This window comes from Candidatus Microbacterium colombiense (genome assembly GCA_029203165.1).
GTDB lineage: Bacteria > Actinomycetota > Actinomycetes > Actinomycetales > Microbacteriaceae > Microbacterium > Microbacterium colombiense.
This window is the reverse complement of sequence record CP119308.1, coordinates 2,297,472-2,315,562: the sequence shown is the minus strand read 5'-3', so window position 1 is coordinate 2,315,562 and position 18,091 is coordinate 2,297,472. Positions and strand designations below refer to the sequence as shown.

At 67.5% G+C, this 18,091-nt stretch carries 14 protein-coding genes and 1 pseudogene; 10 read left to right on the top strand and 5 right to left on the bottom strand.

Features of this window, described 5'->3' with window-relative positions; all coding sequences use genetic code 11:
- Positions 1-58: 58 nt before the first annotated feature.
- Entirely contained in the window at positions 59-1,075 is a 1,017-nt protein-coding gene (locus tag P0Y60_11175) for a sugar-transfer associated ATP-grasp domain-containing protein (GenBank protein WEK59910.1), read from the bottom strand.
- A 178-nt stretch (positions 1,076-1,253) separates the two neighbouring features.
- On the opposite strand from P0Y60_11175, the gene P0Y60_11170 reads away from it, so the two are divergent.
- Positions 1,254-1,850 carry an alanine racemase C-terminal domain-containing protein gene (locus P0Y60_11170; GenBank protein WEK59909.1) on the top strand — a complete coding sequence of 199 codons (597 nt, stop codon included), beginning with the start codon at positions 1,254-1,256 and terminating at the stop codon, positions 1,848-1,850.
- Positions 1,850-2,887 (top strand): alanine racemase, encoded by a 1,038-nt coding sequence (locus P0Y60_11165; protein ID WEK59908.1) that lies wholly within the window; start codon positions 1,850-1,852, stop codon positions 2,885-2,887. Before P0Y60_11170 ends, P0Y60_11165 begins: the two co-directional genes overlap by 1 nt.
- 50 nt (positions 2,888-2,937) lie before the next feature.
- Here the strand turns inward: P0Y60_11165 and P0Y60_11160 are convergent, their stop codons facing one another.
- Positions 2,938-3,156, bottom strand: a complete 219-nt coding sequence (locus P0Y60_11160) for a hypothetical protein (GenBank protein WEK59907.1) — start codon at positions 3,154-3,156, stop codon at positions 2,938-2,940.
- 180 nt (positions 3,157-3,336) lie between these two features.
- Between P0Y60_11160 and P0Y60_11155 the strand changes: the two genes are divergently transcribed.
- Entirely contained in the window at positions 3,337-5,415 is a 2,079-nt protein-coding gene (locus P0Y60_11155; GenBank protein WEK59906.1) for a DNA topoisomerase IV subunit B, read from the top strand.
- A 40-nt stretch (positions 5,416-5,455) separates the two neighbouring features.
- Here P0Y60_11155 and P0Y60_11150 read toward each other — a convergent pair whose 3' ends face one another.
- Complete coding sequence (locus tag P0Y60_11150) at positions 5,456-7,897, bottom strand: DNA topoisomerase IV subunit A (protein ID WEK59905.1); 2,442 nt, start codon at positions 7,895-7,897, stop codon at positions 5,456-5,458.
- A 44-nt stretch (positions 7,898-7,941) separates the two neighbouring features.
- On the opposite strand from P0Y60_11150, the gene P0Y60_11145 reads away from it, so the two are divergent.
- Positions 7,942-9,063 (top strand): alkaline phosphatase family protein, encoded by a 1,122-nt coding sequence (locus P0Y60_11145; protein ID WEK59904.1) that lies wholly within the window; start codon positions 7,942-7,944, stop codon positions 9,061-9,063.
- A gap of 40 nt (positions 9,064-9,103) precedes the next feature.
- Here the strand turns inward: P0Y60_11145 and sepH are convergent, their stop codons facing one another.
- A complete protein-coding gene (gene sepH, locus P0Y60_11140) occupies positions 9,104-10,150 on the bottom strand; it encodes a septation protein SepH (protein ID WEK59903.1) in 1,047 nt (348 codons plus the stop codon).
- A gap of 199 nt (positions 10,151-10,349) precedes the next feature.
- Between sepH and P0Y60_11135 the strand changes: the two genes are divergently transcribed.
- Positions 10,350-10,643 carry a DUF4193 domain-containing protein gene (locus P0Y60_11135; protein ID WEK62904.1) on the top strand — a complete coding sequence of 98 codons (294 nt, stop codon included), beginning with the start codon at positions 10,350-10,352 and terminating at the stop codon, positions 10,641-10,643.
- A gap of 80 nt (positions 10,644-10,723) precedes the next feature.
- Here P0Y60_11135 and P0Y60_11130 read toward each other — a convergent pair whose 3' ends face one another.
- Positions 10,724-11,188 (bottom strand): DUF3093 domain-containing protein, encoded by a 465-nt coding sequence (locus P0Y60_11130; GenBank protein WEK59902.1) that lies wholly within the window; start codon positions 11,186-11,188, stop codon positions 10,724-10,726.
- Between the two features lie 12 nt (positions 11,189-11,200).
- Between P0Y60_11130 and dut the strand changes: the two genes are divergently transcribed.
- The 5 genes and pseudogenes from dut (at position 11,201) to dxs (ending at position 18,067) form a co-directional block, all read left to right on the top strand.
- Positions 11,201-11,653, top strand: coding sequence for a dUTP diphosphatase (dut, locus tag P0Y60_11125; GenBank protein ID WEK59901.1), 453 nt, complete (start codon positions 11,201-11,203; stop codon positions 11,651-11,653).
- Positions 11,646-12,233, top strand: a complete 588-nt coding sequence (locus P0Y60_11120) for a DUF3710 domain-containing protein (protein ID WEK59900.1) — start codon at positions 11,646-11,648, stop codon at positions 12,231-12,233. The genes dut and P0Y60_11120 overlap by 8 nt, the downstream gene beginning before the upstream one ends.
- The gene (locus P0Y60_11115) at positions 12,230-12,973 is read left to right on the top strand and encodes a DUF3159 domain-containing protein (GenBank protein ID WEK59899.1); all 744 of its coding nucleotides are present in this window, start codon (positions 12,230-12,232) and stop codon (positions 12,971-12,973) included. Before P0Y60_11120 ends, P0Y60_11115 begins: the two co-directional genes overlap by 4 nt.
- A gap of 153 nt (positions 12,974-13,126) precedes the next feature.
- Positions 13,127-15,969 (top strand): annotated as a pseudogene (locus P0Y60_11110) (aconitate hydratase).
- Positions 15,970-16,126: 157 nt separating this feature from the next.
- Positions 16,127-18,067, top strand: a complete 1,941-nt coding sequence (gene dxs, locus P0Y60_11105; GenBank protein WEK59898.1) for a 1-deoxy-D-xylulose-5-phosphate synthase — start codon at positions 16,127-16,129, stop codon at positions 18,065-18,067.
- The last annotated feature ends 24 nt before the right edge of the window (positions 18,068-18,091 follow it).

Here is an 18,091-nt window from a genome sequence, read left to right as displayed (position 1 = left end):
CGCTGTAGACACGAAGAAGGCCCCGGATGCTCGGCATCCGGGGCCTTCTTCGTATGACTCAGAAGCCGATGACCTCGCGGTAGCGGGGCTTGTGACCGGTGCGGATGCCGGTGACACTGGGCTTGTTCTCGTAGACGCCGGCACCCCAGTTGCCCTCGACGAGCACGGGGCCGTCGGGGGAGACCACGACATCCCAACCGACGTACTGCACCTGCGGCACCACGCGCGCCACCTGGTCGATGAACGCTCGCACCTCGTCCATGTACGGCAGCTGGAACTCGGCGATCGGGAATCCGGTATCCGGGTGGTTCTCGTGCACGTGGCCGTGTGAGTCGTAACCGGAGCCGACTGCCCGCCCGTTCTCGTCGAGCATCGTATAGAAGCCGCCGAACGTCATCTGGTCGCTCACCGCGCCGCGGCCGAACTTCTGCGCCATGGCGAGGATGTGTGCCTTCTCGCCATCGAAGAACGCGGTGATGCGGGTCGTGTTCACCGTGCCGGGGCAGACCGCTGCCAGGGCGTCATGCTGCCGGATGACCTCTTCGATCAGCAGCTCCCCGCGTGCGAGGAGACCGCGGTGGAAGTCGTCCCAGTCCTCCACATCCGCAGCGTGATACCGGTGCACACCGGTTCCCGCCTGACCGACCGGCTCCTTCGTGACGATGGTGCCGAGACGCTGTGTGAACTCACGCACGGCATCGGCGTTCGTCGCGTCGACGACGAGCCATTCTCGGTGCAGATGCTCGGAGAACTGCTTGTCGAACTCGACCTTGTCCTGGAAGATCCAGCGGAAGTCGGGGTGGTCGTACCGCTGGGAGAGCTGATTCGACACGGGATGGGTCATGTAGGTCTCGCGCTCGGCGCGGGTCAGCATCGCGAAGTCATAGTCGATGTAGTCCTGGAAGCCGACGTTGTGCCGCGCCGCCGACCACAGCATGTCGACCACGATCGACGGCACCGCCTTGTGGTGCTGCGCCGAGGCTTCTCTGGCGCGCTCGACGACCGAGCCGACATCGATGCGCCGCGCGCGTCCGATCAGGTAGCGGACGCGGGGCGCGAGGGAAAGACGTGACATTGGGCTCCGAAGGTTGGGGGTTCTCCCCAGTCTACGGGGGGCGTCGAGGAGAACCTGAGCGGACGAAGCTAGGCTGGAGAACGTGTTTGACGCGACTTCCAGTGCCCGAACGCGTGCGGTGATCTCGCGCTCCGCCTTGGCGTCAGCCGCGGCGGCGGCGGTCCAGCGCGGCGGTAGCGTGGCCGATCTCCGACGCGATGCCTGGGGGCATGGCGTGCTCGCCGTCGCCCACGCGGTCACGGTTGCGGGCGCTCGACACGTGCTGGTGGACTCGCCCGGTGAGGTCGACGCGCTCGCCCTGGAAGGCATCTCCGCGACCGTCGAGGGCAAGGCTGATATCGATCCGGCAGCGCTGTACGGATTGTCTGGCGGGGGTGTTCCGCCGGTCATGCGTCTGGTGGGCCATGTGCTCTCTACGAAGCCTCTCCGCGCCGGTGACGCCGTCTCCTACGGCTATACGCACCGCGCGTCGGCTGATACCTCTGTCGCCCTGGTGACCGGAGGGTACGCGCAGGGGATCGTGCGTGCGCTGGGCAATCAGGCGTGCGTCGAGGTGGCCACGACAGCCCGCCCCATCGTCGGTCGTGTCGCGATGGACGTCTGCGTGATCGATCTCGAAGGCACTCCGGTCTCCCTGGGCGAGGAGATCACCTTCTTCGGGGGCAGAGGTGCGGCAGCAGGCAACCTGGCGCGGTGGGCGTCGATCACCGGTCTGTCGGAAGCCGAGCTCGTCACGGTCGCCGGCTCTCACGCATCTCGCGGGTGGGAGGCGTGATGCGGCCCGAGCTTCGCCTGAGCACACAGACGCTCCGGACCAACATCCTCGCGGTTCGTGACAGGATCGCACCGTCCGCGCTCATGCTCGTGGTGAAGGACGACGCTTACGGCCATGGCCTGGCGTGGGCGGTCGAGACCGCGGAAAGCCTCGGCGTCGAGTGGTTCGGGAGTTACGACGTCAGTACCGCTCTCGACGTCCGCCGGATCGCCGGAGGGGCGGTTCGCATCTTCGCCTGGGCCACGTCGACGGATGCGGAGATCGACAACGCCCTCGTGCATGACGTCGACCTGGGCGCCGGGACCGCGGATTATCTGCGTCGGATCATCGAACGCGCCGGAACGCTGGGCATCGTCGCGCGCGTGCACCTGAAGATCGATACCGGGCTGCACCGCAACGGTGTGCTGCCCGAAGACTGGGATGCCGTCGTCGCCGAGGCCCGCCGCGCTGAACGCGCGGGAGCACTGGAGCTCGTCGGGGTCTGGAGCCACATCGCCGAGGCGAGCGATGCAGAAGATGATCTGTCGCAGCGCGTGTTCCTCGACGCGGTCGAGGCGACAGGCCGGAGCGGTGATGTGCCTGTCCTGCTGCATCTGACTGCTTCTGCCGCCTCGTGGTGGCGGCCGGAGCTGCGAGGCACGCTCTCCCGGATCGGTGCGTTCTGCTACGGCGTCCGATCGGCCGACGGTCCTGACCTCGACGGAATCCGTCCGGCCGCGACCCTGGTCGCGTCGGTGGTCGACATCCAGGGCGACGATGCGGTCATCGGGATCGGCAGCTTCGACGGACTCCCCTCGACACTCGCAGGGGCAGACGTGGGAAGCCCGGTGGGTGCTCGCGTCGTCCGCCGCATCGACCCGACGACGACTGTCGTCGAGGGCTGGGCCGGGATGGCGATCGGCGATGAGGTTCGCGTCTTCGGGGCGGGGCATCGGGGCGAGTCCTCGGCCACCACTCTCGCAGAGCGCATCGACACGGTGGGCGAAGAGGTCCTCACGCGGCTCAGCGCGCGTGTGCGACGGGTCGTCGTCGACTGAATCGAGGCGACGACCCGTCGTCGGAGGGGATCCGCGCGGCGGATCAGCCCTCAGACGGCGTCGATCAGACGCGCGGTCTCGTCGTGCCAGCTGGTCGCGATGGTGCGGAGCTTCTCTTCATACTTGCGGCCGTGGTGCGCGCAGAACAGAAGCTCTGAGCCATTGACCTCGGCGGCGATGTACGCCTGAGCACCGCAGGAGTCGCAACGGTCGGCTGCGGTCAAACGGAACTCGACGGTAGAGGTCTCACGTTCGGTTGTTGCATTCATCTCGGCGCCTCCTCGGTGTCGGGTTCGCTGTGGAGCGTGCTCAATACAACCACGCAGATGCTGGGGGCATGCCCGGATCACGGCGTGTTTCGCTCAGCGCGTACGCGCTGGTCGCCGATAGGGGTTGCGCGGGGAGTGTCGGCACGGCATCACGGGCGCCCACGAATAGACTCGGAGATTGTGACCGCCGAGTATTCCGCCCATCATCTCCAGGTGCTCGAAGGACTCGAAGCCGTCCGCAAACGACCGGGTATGTACATCGGGTCCAACGGATCGCCCGGGCTCATGCACTGCCTCTGGGAGATCATCGACAACGCCGTGGACGAGGCCGTCGACGGCAACGGGGCGAAGATCGACATCATCCTGCACGCCGATGGCAGCGTCGAGGTTCATGACAGGGGTCGAGGCATCCCCGTCGATGTGGAGCCTCGCACGGGACTCACCGGCGTCGAGGTCGTGTTCACCAAGCTGCACGCCGGCGGCAAGTTCGGCGGAGGCTCCTACGCGGCATCCGGCGGACTTCATGGTGTCGGAGCATCCGTGGTCAACGCGCTGTCGGAACGACTCGATGTCGAGGTCGACCGCGGAGGCAAGACCTACGCGATGTCGTTCCATCGTGGAGAGCCTGGCATCTTCGCAGACGACGGGGAGAAGCGTCCCGACGTCACGTTCTCACCGTTCGAGGACAAGAGCGAGCTGCGCGTCGTGGGCAAGACATCGCGAGGCGTCACCGGCACGCGCGTGCGCTACTGGGCAGACCGGCAGATCTTCACGAAGGATGCCGCCTTCCAGCTCGCCGACCTCGAGACCCGTGCGCGGCAGACGGCGTTCCTGGTTCCCGGGCTCGAGATCGTCATCCGCGATGCTCGTTCCGATGAGGTGAACGAGACGTCGTACCACTACGAGGGCGGCATCTCCGAGTTCGTCGACTATCTCGCCACCGATGCACCGGTGACCGACAGCTGGCGCATTCAGGGCGAGGGACGCTTCAAGGAGACCGTCCCGGTGCTGCAGGCCGATGGGCACATGGTTGCGACCGAGGTCGAGCGCGTGTGCGCCGTCGACATCGCCCTGCGCTGGGGCACCGGCTACGACACCACCGTCCGGTCGTTCGTGAACATCATCTCGACGCCGAAGGGCGGTACGCACCAGCAGGGCTTCGAGCAGGAGCTCCTGAAGGTGCTGCGCGCGCAGGTCGAGCAGAACGCCCGTCGGCTGAAGGTGGGCAACGACAAGCTGGAGAAGGACGATGTCCTCGCCGGCCTTACGGCGGTGCTCACGGTGAACGTGCCGGAACCGCAGTTCGAGGGGCAGACGAAGGAGATCCTCGGAACTCCCGCGGTCCGACAGATCGTCGCTCAGGTGATCCGCAAGGATCTGGGTGAGCGTTTCAGCTCCACGAAGCGCGACGACAAGAGCCAGGCCACGCAGCTGCTCGACAAGATCGTCGCCGAGATGAAGGCCCGCGTCTCGGCGCGGGCACACAAGGAGACCCAGCGTCGCAAGAATGCGCTCGAGTCATCCACTCTGCCGACGAAGCTCGTCGACTGTCGTACGAACGAGGTCGACCGCAGCGAACTGTTCATCGTCGAGGGCGACTCCGCGCTCGGCACGGCGAAGAACGCCCGCAACAGCGAGTTCCAGGCCCTACTGCCCATCCGAGGCAAGATCCTCAACGTGCAGAAGGCGTCGATCGGCGACATGCTCTCGAACGCCGAGTGCGCGTCGATCATCCAGGTCATCGGCGCCGGCTCCGGACGCTCGTTCGACATCGACGCCGCGCGCTACGGCAAGGTGATCCTGATGAGCGACGCCGACGTCGACGGCGCGCACATCCGCACGTTGCTGCTCACGCTCTTCTTCCGTTACATGCGCCCGCTGATCGAAGACGGACGCGTGTTCGCTGCGGTCCCGCCGCTGCACCGTGTGATCGTCATGAATCCCGGTTCCAAACCGAACGAGACGATCTACACGTACAGCGAGCAGGAGATGCACGCGCTCCTGGCGAAGTTGCGCAAGTCCGGCAAGCGCTGGCACGAACCGATCCAGCGCTACAAGGGGCTGGGTGAGATGGATGCCGAGCAGCTGGCATCCACGACGATGGACCGCTCGGGGCGTCTGCTCCGTCGCGTGCGCATGGAGGATGCCGAGGCTGCGGGTCACGTCTTCGAGCTTCTGATGGGCAACGAGGTCGCGCCTCGTCGCGAGTTCATCATCGACTCCTCGGACCGCTTGTCGCGCGAGTCGATCGACGCCTGAGCGCCTGCCTCCCGGCGACGGCGTACGTCGCGCGGGAGGATCAGACGATCGTGCGGCCGATGCTGCCGATCACTCCGTCGATCGGCTGTCCCGACGCATCGCGGCGCGCTCCGGAATCGGGCAGCCTGCGTACGGCACCCGTCGGATCGACGGCCTGGGCAGGGTCCGGGCCGACCCACGCGACCGTGAGACGGTCCTCACCCTTGAGGAAGGCGTGGGCACGTACTCCACCGGTCGCGCGTCCCTTGGCCGGGTACTCAACGAATGCGGTGACCTTCGCACGTCCGGGCTCGGTGCCGGGGAGCGCGCCGTCGGCTCCCGACACCGTCGCGACGACGGCATCGGATCCGGCCTCGACCGCTCCGAAGAACAGCACGCTTGCTCCGGCACCCAACTTGATGCCCGCCATGCCGCCGGCAGGTGCGCCTTGCGGTCGCACCTGCGCGGCCGAGAAGTGCAGCAGCTGCGCGTCGGTGGTCACGAACACGAGCTCTGCGTCATCAGGAGCCTCGGCGGCGCCGACGACCGAATCTCCGGCCTTGAGCCCGATGACCTCGATCTCGGGCCTCACGGGCAGTGCTGACGGCACGATGCGCTTGATCGTTCCCTGGGCGGTACCGAGAGCGATCGGCGTCTCGCTGTCGAAGCGCACGAAGCCGAGGATCCTTTCGCCGCGGGCGGTGACGTTGAGGTAGTCGCGCAACGGCGTGCCCGCGGCGAGCTGCACCGACGTCGATGGCACCGAAGGCAGATCGACGGGGGAGAAGCGCACCACGCGGCCTGCGCTCGTCAGCGCGCCGATCTCGGCCCGCACGGTCGTGTCGAGCGTCGTCAGGATCGCGTCATGCTTGCTCCGCCGCGCGGGCACCGTGAGCTCTTGGCCTTCGCCGCGGTCCACGCGCACGGCGCGACCCGTCGTCGAGAGCACGAGAACGGTCGGTGCGTCGGCGATCTGCAGATCGACGGCACCCTTGGTCGTGCGGGGCTTCGGAGGTGCGGCGTTCATCAGCAGAGTGCGCCGCGGCGTGCCGTACGCCTCGGCGGCGGCATCCAGCTCGGTGGCCACGGCGGCGCGCAGCAGAGCAGGGCTTCCGAGGAGTTCGCGGAGGGCAGCGATGTCGGCGAGCAGCGCGTCGCGTTCCGCCTCGAGCTCGATCCGCGAGAACTTCGTCAGTCGCCGCAGGCGCAGTTCGAGAATGTACTCGGCCTGCAGCTCGCTGAGATCGAAGACCGAGCGCAGACGCGCTCGGGCCTGCTCCGAGTCGTCGGAGGAGCGGATGACCTGAATGACCTCGTCGATGTCGAGGATCGCGATCAGGAGGCCCTCCACCAGGTGCAGGCGTTCCTCACGTCGCGCGAGACGATAGCGACTGCGCCGCGTGATGACCTCGAGCCGGTGCGCCACGTAGACGCTCAGCATCTCCTTGAGGCCCAGCGTGCGCGGCTGACCGTCGACGAGTGCCACGTTGTTGATGCTGAAGGAGTCCTCCAGCGGCGTCAGACGGTACAGCTGGTCGAGGACGGCATTCGGATCGAATCCGGTCTTGATCCCGATGGCGACGCGCAGACCGTGGTTGCGGTCCGTCAGATCGGTGACGTCGCTGATGCCCTGCAGCTTCTTGGACTGCACAGCGTCACGGATCTTCTCGATCAGGCGCTCGGGCCCGACCATGTAGGGAAGCTCCGAGACGATGATTCCTGTGCGCCGTGGCCCGAGAGGCTCCACAGACACCTTGCCACGGACCTTGAGCGCTCCGCGGCCCGTCATGTAGGCGTCCTTGACCCCGTCGAGGCCCATCAGCACGCCGCCGGCGGGGAAGTCCGGGCCCGGCACGAACTCCATCAGGTCTTCGGTGGTCGCGTCGGGGTTCTCCAGCAGATGCGTGGCGGCGGCGACGACCTCGATCAGGTTGTGCGGCGCCATGTTGGTGGCCATGCCCACGGCGATGCCACTCGCGCCGTTGACGAGGAGGTTGGGGAAGGCTGCGGGCAGCACGGAGGGCTGCTGGAACTGTCCGTCGTAGTTCGGGATGAAGTCGACGACGTCCTCGTCGAGGTTCTCGGTGAGAGCGAGCGCGGCGGCGGCGAGCCGGGCCTCGGTGTATCGCGCGGCAGCTGGTCCGTCATCGAGCGAGCCGAAGTTGCCGTGTCCGTCGACGAGGGGAACGCGCAGCGCCCAGGGCTGTGCGAGGCGGACGAGGGCATCGTAGATCGCCGTGTCGCCGTGCGGGTGCAGCTTGCCCATGACCTCGCCGACGACGCGGGCACTCTTGACGTGGCCTTTGTCGGGACGCAGGCCCATCTCGGCCATCTGGTAGAGGATGCGTCGCTGCACCGGCTTCAACCCGTCGCGGGCGTCAGGGAGCGCGCGCGAGTAGATCACCGAGTAGGCGTATTCGAGGAACGAACCCTGCATCTCTGCGGAGAGGTCGATGTCCTGGATGCGCTCCTCGACGGGCTCGGGCGGCGGAGTTTTCGGCATGGGCTTCCTGAGGGCATACGGGAGCCTGTGTCAGACTGGCTCGGATGTCCCTCATGCTACCGTCCGAGGCGCCGTCAGCCCGGAGCATCGTCGGGGTGGCGGGCGACCTCTTCGCCTCTCTGCGTGGCGATTCCGTCGTGTTCCCCGTCGCGAGGTCCGTGGTGCTCGTGGTCGTCGACGGGCTCGGCGCCATCAGCCTGCGCGCACACGCCGGGCACGCCAGAGCGTTGACGGGCGGCATGACGAAGAAGGACACCGCGCAATCGGTGTTCCCCTCCACGACCGCAGCGGCGCTGACCAGCATCGTCACCGGAGCATGGCCGGGTGTGCACGGTCTCGTGGGGTACCGTGTTCTCGATCGCAGTCGCGATCTGCTGGTGAACCAGCTCACCGGGTGGGAGTCGGAGGGGCTGGATCCCCTGACTTGGCAGCCTGTGCCGACGATCTTCGAGCAGGCCGCCGCAGCCGGACGAGCGTCCTTCGCCGTGGGGATCGCCGCGTACGCCGACAGCGGGTTCTCGCGCGCCACCCTGCGCGGCGCGGAGTTCATCGCCGCCCGCACCCCGGCGGACCGCGTCGAGGCTGCATACGGGCTTGCGGAGCAGCATCCGGGATCGCTCGTTTACTGCTACCTGCCCGAGGTCGACAAGGCCGGTCACAAGCACGGCGTCGACTCTGCGGAGTGGGTCACCGCGCTCGAAGACATCGACGCAGCGCTCTCGGTCCGCGTGCCGGCGGGAGTCGGGGTGCTCGTCACCTCCGATCACGGGATGGTGGATGTGCCCGCGCGCCGTCAGGTCGTGCTCGAGGAGCCGCATCTGGAGGGCGTCCGTCATGTCGGGGGAGAGCCGCGCATGCTCCACGTGCACATGGAACCGGATGCCGACCAATCGGGCGTGCTCCATCGGTGGCGCTCCGATCTTGAGGGTGTCGCCGACGTGATCACGCGGGAGGATGCCGTGCGCCAGGGGCTTTTCGGCCCGGAGGTCACCGATGCTGCCCGGTCTCGCATCGGCGATCTGCTCGTCGTCGCCCGAGGGGTCTGGGCGGTGTACGACGGCACCGCCTCGGATCAGCGTGGACGCGGCATGATCGGCCAGCACGGCGGCCTCACGCCCGAGGAGCGGACGGTTCCGCTGATCAGGCTCGGAGCGTTCGCCCGCTGAAACCCGCGTGAGGTGTCACTCGCGGGTGTCGCTCGCGGCGTCACTCATCGGTGCGCGCGCCGAAGACGATCTCGTCCCACGAGGGCATCGCATTCCGGCGACGGCGACGGTTGGTGCTGTCCGCGGTGTCGGTCGTTCCTCCCGCGGGCGGCGGATCGGTGTGCTCGGGCTCATCCGATGACGGCTCGAACGCGTCGAACAGGGCGATCGGATGGGGCTCGGACGGTGCCGCGTCGAGATCGTCGATGAGCGGCGCCGTCTCGCGCTGTCCGCGCCGACGGCGGAGAGCCTCGAGGAGATCCGCGGTCTCAGGGCTCGTCGTCGCTGACTCGGGGGCGCGATTGATCGCGGCATCCTGAGCGGCGGCGTTGGAGCGCTCGGGCAGTGACGGGTCTTCGATGTCTGCGTCGTGCATCGGGAGCAGACGCGGTCCGAAGGCGCCGGAGTCGAAACGGCTCTCGTCCTTGTACGGCGATCCGGCGCGTTCGGAATCGACAGCGCGAAGCCGGGGGATGAGCCCCTCGGGGAGCGAACCCTGCCGCGACAGCTGTGTCGCGTCGGCGTTGAGCGGGGCGAGCGCGCTGCGGCGGGGGTCGAAGCTCCATCGCGCGTCGTGTTCGACCTCGCTCGCCGTGAACTCGAGCTTGACGATCCAGCCGGATTCGTCCTTCCAGCTCGCCCAACGCTCCTCGGAAGCCTCGACCTCAGCGAGCTTGGCGCGAACCGCAGCGCCGAAGGTCGGCTGCGCGTCCGGCTCGACCTCGCTGCCGATCAGGACAGGTACGGCGAGGGCCTGGCCGATGATGTGTTCACGTTCCGCCAGCACCGGGCTCTCGAACCGGGCCACGTCATCGAGGCTGATGCCGAGCAGTTCCGACACCTCGATCGCGGTGAGTCCGGCGCGGATCTGCGCCTGGATGTCGCGGGGGCTTGCAGCGAGACGGGGTGTCGCGGGCTCAGCCTGCCGGGTTGCGCGGCGGATCTCTCGGCGCAGGACATCGTCGATGGGCAGCGCGAACCGCTCGCCCGACTCGGTCGCGAGTACGAGGACTCCTGCTTCTGTGCCGACGATGGTGACGTTTTCCATGCGAATGCCCCTCTGATGGGTGTCTGTTCATGCTGTCACGCGACTGCCTTCGGAGCCGGGAATACTCTGGGCGTGCCGCGAGTTTGCTCTGTCGCATGGTCCGGCATTTGCTAAAAGCTCCGCGGTCATGCAAACTATGGCCGCCGATTACCCCGACGGCGCACCACCCACTCGCACCATGAAAGTGGAGATCTACCGCATGGCAACCGATTACGACGCTCCCCGAAAGACTGAAGACGACTCCGAGTCGATCGAAGCCCTCAAGGAGCGTGTGCCGGACAAGTCCTCCGGCTCGAGCGGAGATGAAGACTCCGACAACCCGTCGAACTTCGACCTCCCGGGTGCCGACCTGTCCGACCTCGAGCTCGACGTCGTCGTGCTGCCCGCGCAGCAGGACGAATTCACGTGCATGAGCTGCTTCCTCGTGAAGCACCGCTCGCAGCTCGATCACGAAGACGCGTCCGGCCCCATCTGCAAGGAGTGCGCTGCCTGAGCACGCGCAAGAGAAGCACAACGCGCCCCGGACCTCTCGGTCGGGGGCGCGTCGTCATTTCCGGCCGAGTGGCTCCGGCTTCACCGTTTGGCCGTGCGGATGGCGGCGGCCAGGCGGTCCGGCGTGCGTGACGAGATCGTCCAGGTGTCCACGGGATCGTCGGGGTCGATGTTCGGCACGACGACGATGCCGTCGATCCCCCCGCGGATGAGATGCCACCCACGTGCCGGGAGGCCGGGGCCGCGAGCCTGCCGGGCGTCGTCCTGCGTCAGATCGAGCGCTTCCCCGAGGTGGCGGACGTCGATGCGAGCGCGGCCTGCGCGCAGCTCCGATCCTTCGACGGAGACCACCGGTGTGATCGCGATGAAGAGCACCACGAGGATCGCGGACACCGCAGCGCCGGCGATCAGCGCGACCGTGGATCCGACGGGTACGAAGATGAGTGACACCATCGGGCCGGCGAGGGCGACCGTGACCAGGAGCCAGAGGCTCGGCGCGAGTCGTTCCCGGTAGTGCGGGCGTGCGTCTGTCGTGGGGTTCTGCATTAGCCTCATGGGGTGACCGATTCCGTTGATGTCCCCATTATCGCCTCTGTGGTGCCCGGCTATGCCCACCCGGGCGATGCGGGCGCCGACCTGGTGGCGGCGGAGGCTGCGCATCTCGAGCCCGGTGAGCGATCCCTGGTCGCGACCGGCGTGCGCATCGCGCTGCCCGACGGCTACGCGGCGTTCGTGGTTCCTCGCAGCGGCCTCGCAGCGAAGCACGGCATCTCGATCGTGAACTCTCCGGGCACCGTCGACGCCGGGTATCGGGGCGAGATCAAGGTGAGTCTGATCAACACCGACATCCACAGCGCGTACGATGTGGCCGTCGGCGATCGCATCGCGCAGCTGATCGTCATGCCCGTGACACGTGCCACGTTCATCCCGGTCGACGAGCTGCCGGACAGCGTACGCGGCGAGGGTGGATTCGGTTCCACCGGATACCAGGCAGGGAAGAGCAATGACTGACATCACCCCCAACCCCGAGAAGTCCGCACCCGTGAATCGTGCGACCGACGGGCCCTTCGACGACTCCGAGGCGAACCCGGTGCGTCCCTACATCGATCTCGGCGGGATCAAGATCCTCCCGCGGGAGGGATTGAATCTGCGCCTGGAGGTCGAGGAGCAGTCCAAGCGGATCGTGGCCGTCGGGCTCGACTACGCCGACTCCTCGCTCCAGGTCCAGCCGTTCGCCGCTCCGCGGTCGGGTGGCCTCTGGGATGAGACCCGCGTTCAGCTGCGCGAGCAGGTGCGTTCGCAGGGTGGTCGCGTGGAAGAGCGCGAGGGAAGCCTGGGCAAGGAGCTGCTCGCCGAGGTCCCGGCGACCGCGAGCGAGGGCTCCGGTCTGCGCCTTGCGCGATTCATCGGCATCGACGGCCCGCGGTGGTTCCTGCGCGGAGTGATCGGCGGTGCCGCGGCATCCGACCCCGATGCGGCGGAGAAGATCGAAGACCTGTTCCGCTCGATCGTCGTCGTGCGTGGTGGCTCTCCGATGCCCCCGCGTGACCTCATCCCGCTGAAGATGCCGGCCACGCCGGGCTCCGCGTGAGCACCCCGGCACCCGAAGCCGGACGAGACAAGAGCGCCTCCGAGATCTTCGGCGAGGCGCTCGGCGGTGCGGCACGGCGCGCAGGGCTCGACCCCGCCGAGCAGGGCGCGACGCACAAGGTCGTCTGGTCGGCGATCGGCGGGTGGCGCGGGATCCTCGAGTCGGTTCTGCCGAGCCTCGCCTTCGTGATCCTCTTCACGCTCAAGCCGGAGCCGCTGATCCTCGCGCTGGGCGTGTCGGTCGGACTCGCAGCGGTGTTCACGATCATCCGCCTCGTGCAGAAGTCTCCTCCGTCCGCGGCGATCGGCGGTCTGGTCGCCGCCGCCGCGGCCGCCGCTCTCGCGCTCTTCACCGGACGCGCGCAGGACAACTTCGTGCCGGGGCTGATCACGAATGCGGCGTACGGCACGGCGATGCTCGTGTCGGCACTGATCGGCTGGTCGTTGATCGGTCTTGCGGTCGGCTTCCTGATGGGCGATGGCACGGCCTGGCGCCGGGATCGTCGGAAGCGTCGTGCCTTCCTCTGGCTCGGCGTCGCGTGGGCTGTCCTGTTCTACGCCCGCCTCGCTGTCCAGCTGCCGTTGTACCTCGCGGGCACCGATCAGGCGACAGCTCTGCTCGGCACGCTCAAGCTGATCATGGGTCTTCCCCTGTTCGCACCGTTGATCGCCGTCACCTGGCTCGTCGTCCGTGCGCTGTATCCACGGGCGAAGGCGGATGGCGACGCCGCTCAGGCGTGATAGATTTATCTTGATATCAAGATAAATCGCAGGCTTCTGCCGCGGGCTGGAAAGGCGCAGACTGGTTAGGTCCGCCTTGCTAGCCGCAGGACCTCCGAGGCGAGCAAGATGGAACCGCCTGTCGCTTCCATCAGATCAGAAGGAGACGGAATCGTGTCCACGGTGAACAGCTTCGGTGCCAAGAGCACCCTGACGGTCGGCAGCACCGACTACGAGATCTTCCGCATCGACACGGTGCCCGGTTACGAGCAAGCTCCCCTTCAGCCTCAAGGTGCTGCTGGAGAACCTGCTTCGCACCGAGGACGGCGCGAACGTGACGAAGGCGCAGATCGAGGCGCTCGGCTCGTGGGATCCGCGGCGCGAGCCCGAACACCGAGATCCAGTTCACGCCGGCGCGCGTCGTCATGCAGGACTTCACCGGCGTGCCCTGCATCGTCGACCTCGCCACCATGCGCGAGGCCGTCACCGCCTCGGCGGCGACGCCGAACAGGATCAACCCGCTCTCGCCCGCCGAGATGGTCATCGACCACTCCGTCATCGCCGACCTGTTCGGCTCGGAGAACGCGCTCGAGCGCAACGTCGAGATCGAGTACGAGCGCAACGGCGAGCGCTACCAGTTCCTCCGCTGGGGCCAGACGGCCTTCAGCGACTTCAAGGTCGTCCCGCCGGGAACCGGCATCGTGCACCAGGTGAACATCGAGCACCTCGCCAAGGTCATCTACGACCGCGACGTCGACGGCGTGCTGCGCGCCTACCCCGACACCTGCGTCGGCACCGACTCGCACACGACCATGGTCAACGGACTCGGCGTCCTCGGCTGGGGCGTCGGCGGCATCGAGGCCGAGGCCGCGATGCTCGGTCAGCCCGTGTCGATGCTCATCCCGCGCGTCGTCGGCTTCAAGCTGCACGGTGAGATCCCCGCCGGCGTCACCGCGACCGACGTGGTGCTCACGATCACCGACCATGCTGCGCAAGCACGGTGTGGTCGGCAAGTTCGTCGAGTTCTACGGCGAGGGCGTCGCGTCGGTGCCGCTCGCCAACCGCGCGACCATCGGCAACATGAGCCCCGAGTTCGGTTCGACGGCCGCGATCTTCCCGATCGACGACGTCACGCTCGACTACCTGCGCCTCACCGGCCGCAGCGAAGAGTCCGTCGCGCTCGTCGAGGCGTACGCCAAGACGCAGAAGCTCTGGCACGACGCCTCACAGGAGCCGATCTTCAGCGAGTACCTCGAGCTCGACCTCGGCACCGTCGTGCCGTCGATCGCCGGCCCGAAGCGCCCGCAGGACCGCATCCTCCTCTCGGAGGCGAAGGCGCAGTTCGAGCAGGACATCCTCGGGCTACGCCACCGCCGTCGACCTCCGACTCGGTCGTCGACCTCGAGTCGAAGCACTCGTTCCCGGCATCCGACCCCGGTTCGGTTCCCGGGCGAGGAGGAGCCGACGACGACGCGACCGGTGCACATCAACAGCGGGGCGCCCGCCAACGCCTCCAAGCCCGTTCCAGGTGACCACGCCGTCGGGGGAGAAGTACATCCTCGACAACGGCGCGGTCACGCTCGCGGCCATCACGTCGTGCACCAACACGTCGAACCCCTCGGTCATGATCGCGGCCGGTCTCGCTCGCACGCAAGGCCTCGAGAAGGGCCTCAAGCAGAAGCCCTGGGTCAAGACCACGCTCGGCCCGGGCTCGAAGGTCGTCACCGACTACTACGAGAAGTCCGGCCTCGACAAGGACCTCGAGGCCTCGGCTTCTACACGGTCGGCTACGGCTGCACGATCTGCATCGGCAACTCGGGCCCGCTGATCGAAGAGGTCTCCGAGGCGATCAACGCGCACGACCTCGCCGTCACCGCCGTCCTCTCGGGCAACCGCAACTTCGAGGGACGCATCAGCCCCGACGTGAAGATGAACTACCTCGCCAGCCCGCCGCTGGTGATCGCCTACGCTCTCGCCGGGTCGATGCACTTCGACTTCGAGAACGACGCTCTGGGCAAGGGACCGACGGCAACGACGTGTTCCTCAAGGACATCTGGCCGACGCCCGACGAGGTGCAGACGATCGTCGACTCCTCGATCTCGCGCGAGCAGTTCATCAAGCAGTACGCGACCGTCTTCGACGGTGACGAGCGCTGGCGTAGCCTGCCCACGCCGGACGACGCGATCTTCCAGTGGGACGAGGACTCGACCTACGTGCGCAAGGCACCGTACTTCGACGGCATGACGATGGAGCTCACCCCGGTGAGCGACATCCAGGGCGCGCGCGTGATGGCGACGCTCGGCGACTCGGTCACCACCGACCACATCTCGCCCGGCCGGAAACATCAAGCCGGGCACCCCCGCGGCGCAGTACCTCACCGAGCACGGCGTGGACCGCAAGGACTTCAACTCCTTCGGATCGCGTCGCGGCAACCACGAGGTCATGATCCGCGGCACGTTCGCCAACATCCGCCTGAAGAACCTCATGGTCTCGCGGTCAACGACGGCCAGGTCGTCGAGGGTGGCTTCACGCGCGACTTCACGCAGGAGGGCGGCCCGCAGTCGTACATCTACGACGCGAGCATGAACTACCAGGACGCAGGGCACCCCGCTCGTCATCTTCGGCGGCAAGGAGTACGGCTCCGGTTCGTCGCGCGACTGGGCGGCCAAGGGCACGAGCCTCCTGGGCGTCAAGGCCGTCATCACCGAGAGCTTCGAGCGCATCCACCGCTCGAACCTGATCGGCATGGGCGTCGTGCCGCTGCAGTTCCCCGCGGGCAGAGCTGGGAGTCGCTGGGGCTCGACGGCACCGAGATCGTCTCGATCTCGGGCCTGGAAGAGCTCAACAACGGAGTCACCCCGAAGACGGTCCGCGTGACCGCCACGCCGAGCGAGTTCTCGGCCGAGGGCAAGCAGGTCGTGGAGTTCGACGCCGTCGTGCGCATCGACACTCCCGGTGAGGCGGACTACTACCGCAACGGCGGCATCCTGCAGTACGTGCTGCGTTCGCTGGTCTGACACGCATCTCGAGAAGGGGCCCGGGGCGTAGTCCCGGGCCCCTTCCGCGTTGTCAAGGGTCGGGTCCTCCCCGAGGATTCACGGGGGACCGCGATAGGATCGTGACGGCGCCCGCACCACCGGCAGGCGCCATCACGGAGCCTGTGAGGAGGCGCAGATGCCCATTCTTCCGAGCATCTCAGGACCCCGAGATCTGGACGCGCTGTCGTCGGATCAGTTGGTCGAACTCGCCGCAGAGATCCGCGAGTTCCTCGTCGAGAACGTGTCGCGCACCGGCGGGCACCTCGGGCCGAACCTCGGTGTCGTCGAGCTCACGATCGCGCTGCACAAGGTGTTCTCCTCGCCGGACGACCCTTTCATCTTCGACACGGGGCATCAGTCCTACGTGCACAAGATCCTCACCGGTCGGCAGGACTTCTCGGCCCTTCGCGTGCGCGGCGGTCTCGCCGGCTACCCGCAGCGCAGCGAGAGCGCGCACGATGTGGTGGAGTCGTCGCATGCCTCGAGCTCGCTCAGCTGGGCTGACGGCGTATCGCGCGCTCTCACGGCGACCGGTCGCGCCGATCGTCACGTCGTGGCCGTGGTCGGCGACGGCGCGCTCACGGGTGGCATGACGTGGGAGGCGCTCAACAACATCTCCGACGACAACGACCGCAACCTCGTCATCGTCGTCAACGACAACGGACGCTCCTACGCCCCGACGATCGGCGGCATGTCGCGGTACCTCAATCGTGTGCGCACGGCCGCCGCGTACAAGGATCTGCACCGCAAATCGGACCGCCTGTTCCGTGCCTTCGGCCCGATGGGGCGCGCGGTGTTCCGCGGGGTTCGCGGCGGCACGCACGGATTCCTCTCGCGCTTCACGAACAACGAGGCCCTGTACTCCAACCTCGACATCAAGTATCTGGGACCGGTCGACGGGCACGATCTGCCCGCCCTGCTCGAGACTCTGCGACTGGCGAAGTCGTATGGTGCGCCGGTGATCGTGCACGCCATCACCGAGAAGGGCCGCGGCTACCAGCCTGCCCGTGATGACGACGCGGATCAGTTCCACGCGGTCGGCAAGATCGATCCCGCGACAGGCGAGACGCTGTCGTCGGGCGGACGCGGGTGGACGGACGTGTTCTCCGATGCCCTCGTCGAGGTGGGAGGGCGTCGCACCGATGTGATCGCGATGACGGCCGCGATGCTGCGTCCGACCGGGCTTGCACCGTTCGCCGAGCGCTTCCCGGACCGGGTCTACGATGTCGGAATCGCCGAGCAGCACGCCGTCGCCTCGGCGGCCGGACTCGCCTTCGGCGGGCTGCACCCCGTCGTCGCGCTGTATGCGACGTTCATGGGGCGGGCATTCGATCAGGTGCTGATGGATGTCGCATTGCATCGTGCCGGTGTCACGTTCGTGCTCGATCGTGCCGGCGTGACCGGACCGGACGGCCCGAGCCATCACGGCATGTGGGATCTCGCGATGCTGCAGATCGTGCCGCACATCAGGATCGCTGCACCCCGTGATGCCGCTCGCCTCACCGAGGCGCTCGAAGAGGCCGTGCTGGTGGATGATGCACCGACCGTGATCCGCTTCCCGAAGGGGGAAGTCGCCGCGGAGATTCCGGCCGTCGAACGACTCGCCGACGGGGTGGACGTGCTCGCGCACGGCGAGTCGGAGGATGTGCTCCTGGTGGCGATCGGTCCGTTCGCCGCGCTCGCGATGGATGTGGCTGAGCGGCTGCGCGCCCAGGGGATCGGTGCGACCGTGATCGATCCGCGGTGGGCGATTCCGGTGCAGCCCTCGGTCGTGACGCTCGCCGCCCGGCATCGTCTGGTGATCACGCTCGAAGACGGCATCCGCGTCGGCGGCATCGGCACCCGTGTTCGCCAGGTGTTGCGCGAAGCGGGGATCGACACGGCCGTCGACGAACTCGGTCTGCCCGATGAGTTCATCGACCACGCATCTCGCGAACAGATCCTCGAAGATGCGGGCCTCACCGCGTCGAAGATCGCGCAGGACGTCGTCGCTCAGGTGCTCGGCACGCGCATCCCCTTCGCGCGGAACGCGGGGGAGACCGGGGCTATCGACCTCCCGCTTCGCGAGCGTCGCTGAGTCGCACCGGGTCGTCGGGGCGCT

Bases quoted from the DNA above. Each gene is read 5' to 3' on its own strand.
- P0Y60_11165 (WEK59908.1), top strand. From the start codon at position 1,850: ATGCGGCCCGAGCTTCGCCTGAGCACACAGACGCTCCGGACCAACATC.
- sepH (WEK59903.1), bottom strand. From the start codon at position 10,150: ATGGAAAACGTCACCATCGTCGGCACAGAAGCAGGAGTCCTCGTACTC.
- P0Y60_11150 (WEK59905.1), bottom strand. From the start codon at position 7,897: ATGCCGAAAACTCCGCCGCCCGAGCCCGTCGAGGAGCGCATCCAGGAC.
- dxs (WEK59898.1), top strand. From the start codon at position 16,127: ATGCCCATTCTTCCGAGCATCTCAGGACCCCGAGATCTGGACGCGCTG.
- P0Y60_11175 (WEK59910.1), bottom strand. From the start codon at position 1,075: ATGTCACGTCTTTCCCTCGCGCCCCGCGTCCGCTACCTGATCGGACGC.
- P0Y60_11135 (WEK62904.1), top strand. From the start codon at position 10,350: ATGGCAACCGATTACGACGCTCCCCGAAAGACTGAAGACGACTCCGAG.
- P0Y60_11160 (WEK59907.1), bottom strand. From the start codon at position 3,156: ATGAATGCAACAACCGAACGTGAGACCTCTACCGTCGAGTTCCGTTTG.
- P0Y60_11120 (WEK59900.1), top strand. From the start codon at position 11,646: ATGACTGACATCACCCCCAACCCCGAGAAGTCCGCACCCGTGAATCGT.
- P0Y60_11130 (WEK59902.1), bottom strand. From the start codon at position 11,188: ATGCAGAACCCCACGACAGACGCACGCCCGCACTACCGGGAACGACTC.
- P0Y60_11145 (WEK59904.1), top strand. From the start codon at position 7,942: ATGTCCCTCATGCTACCGTCCGAGGCGCCGTCAGCCCGGAGCATCGTC.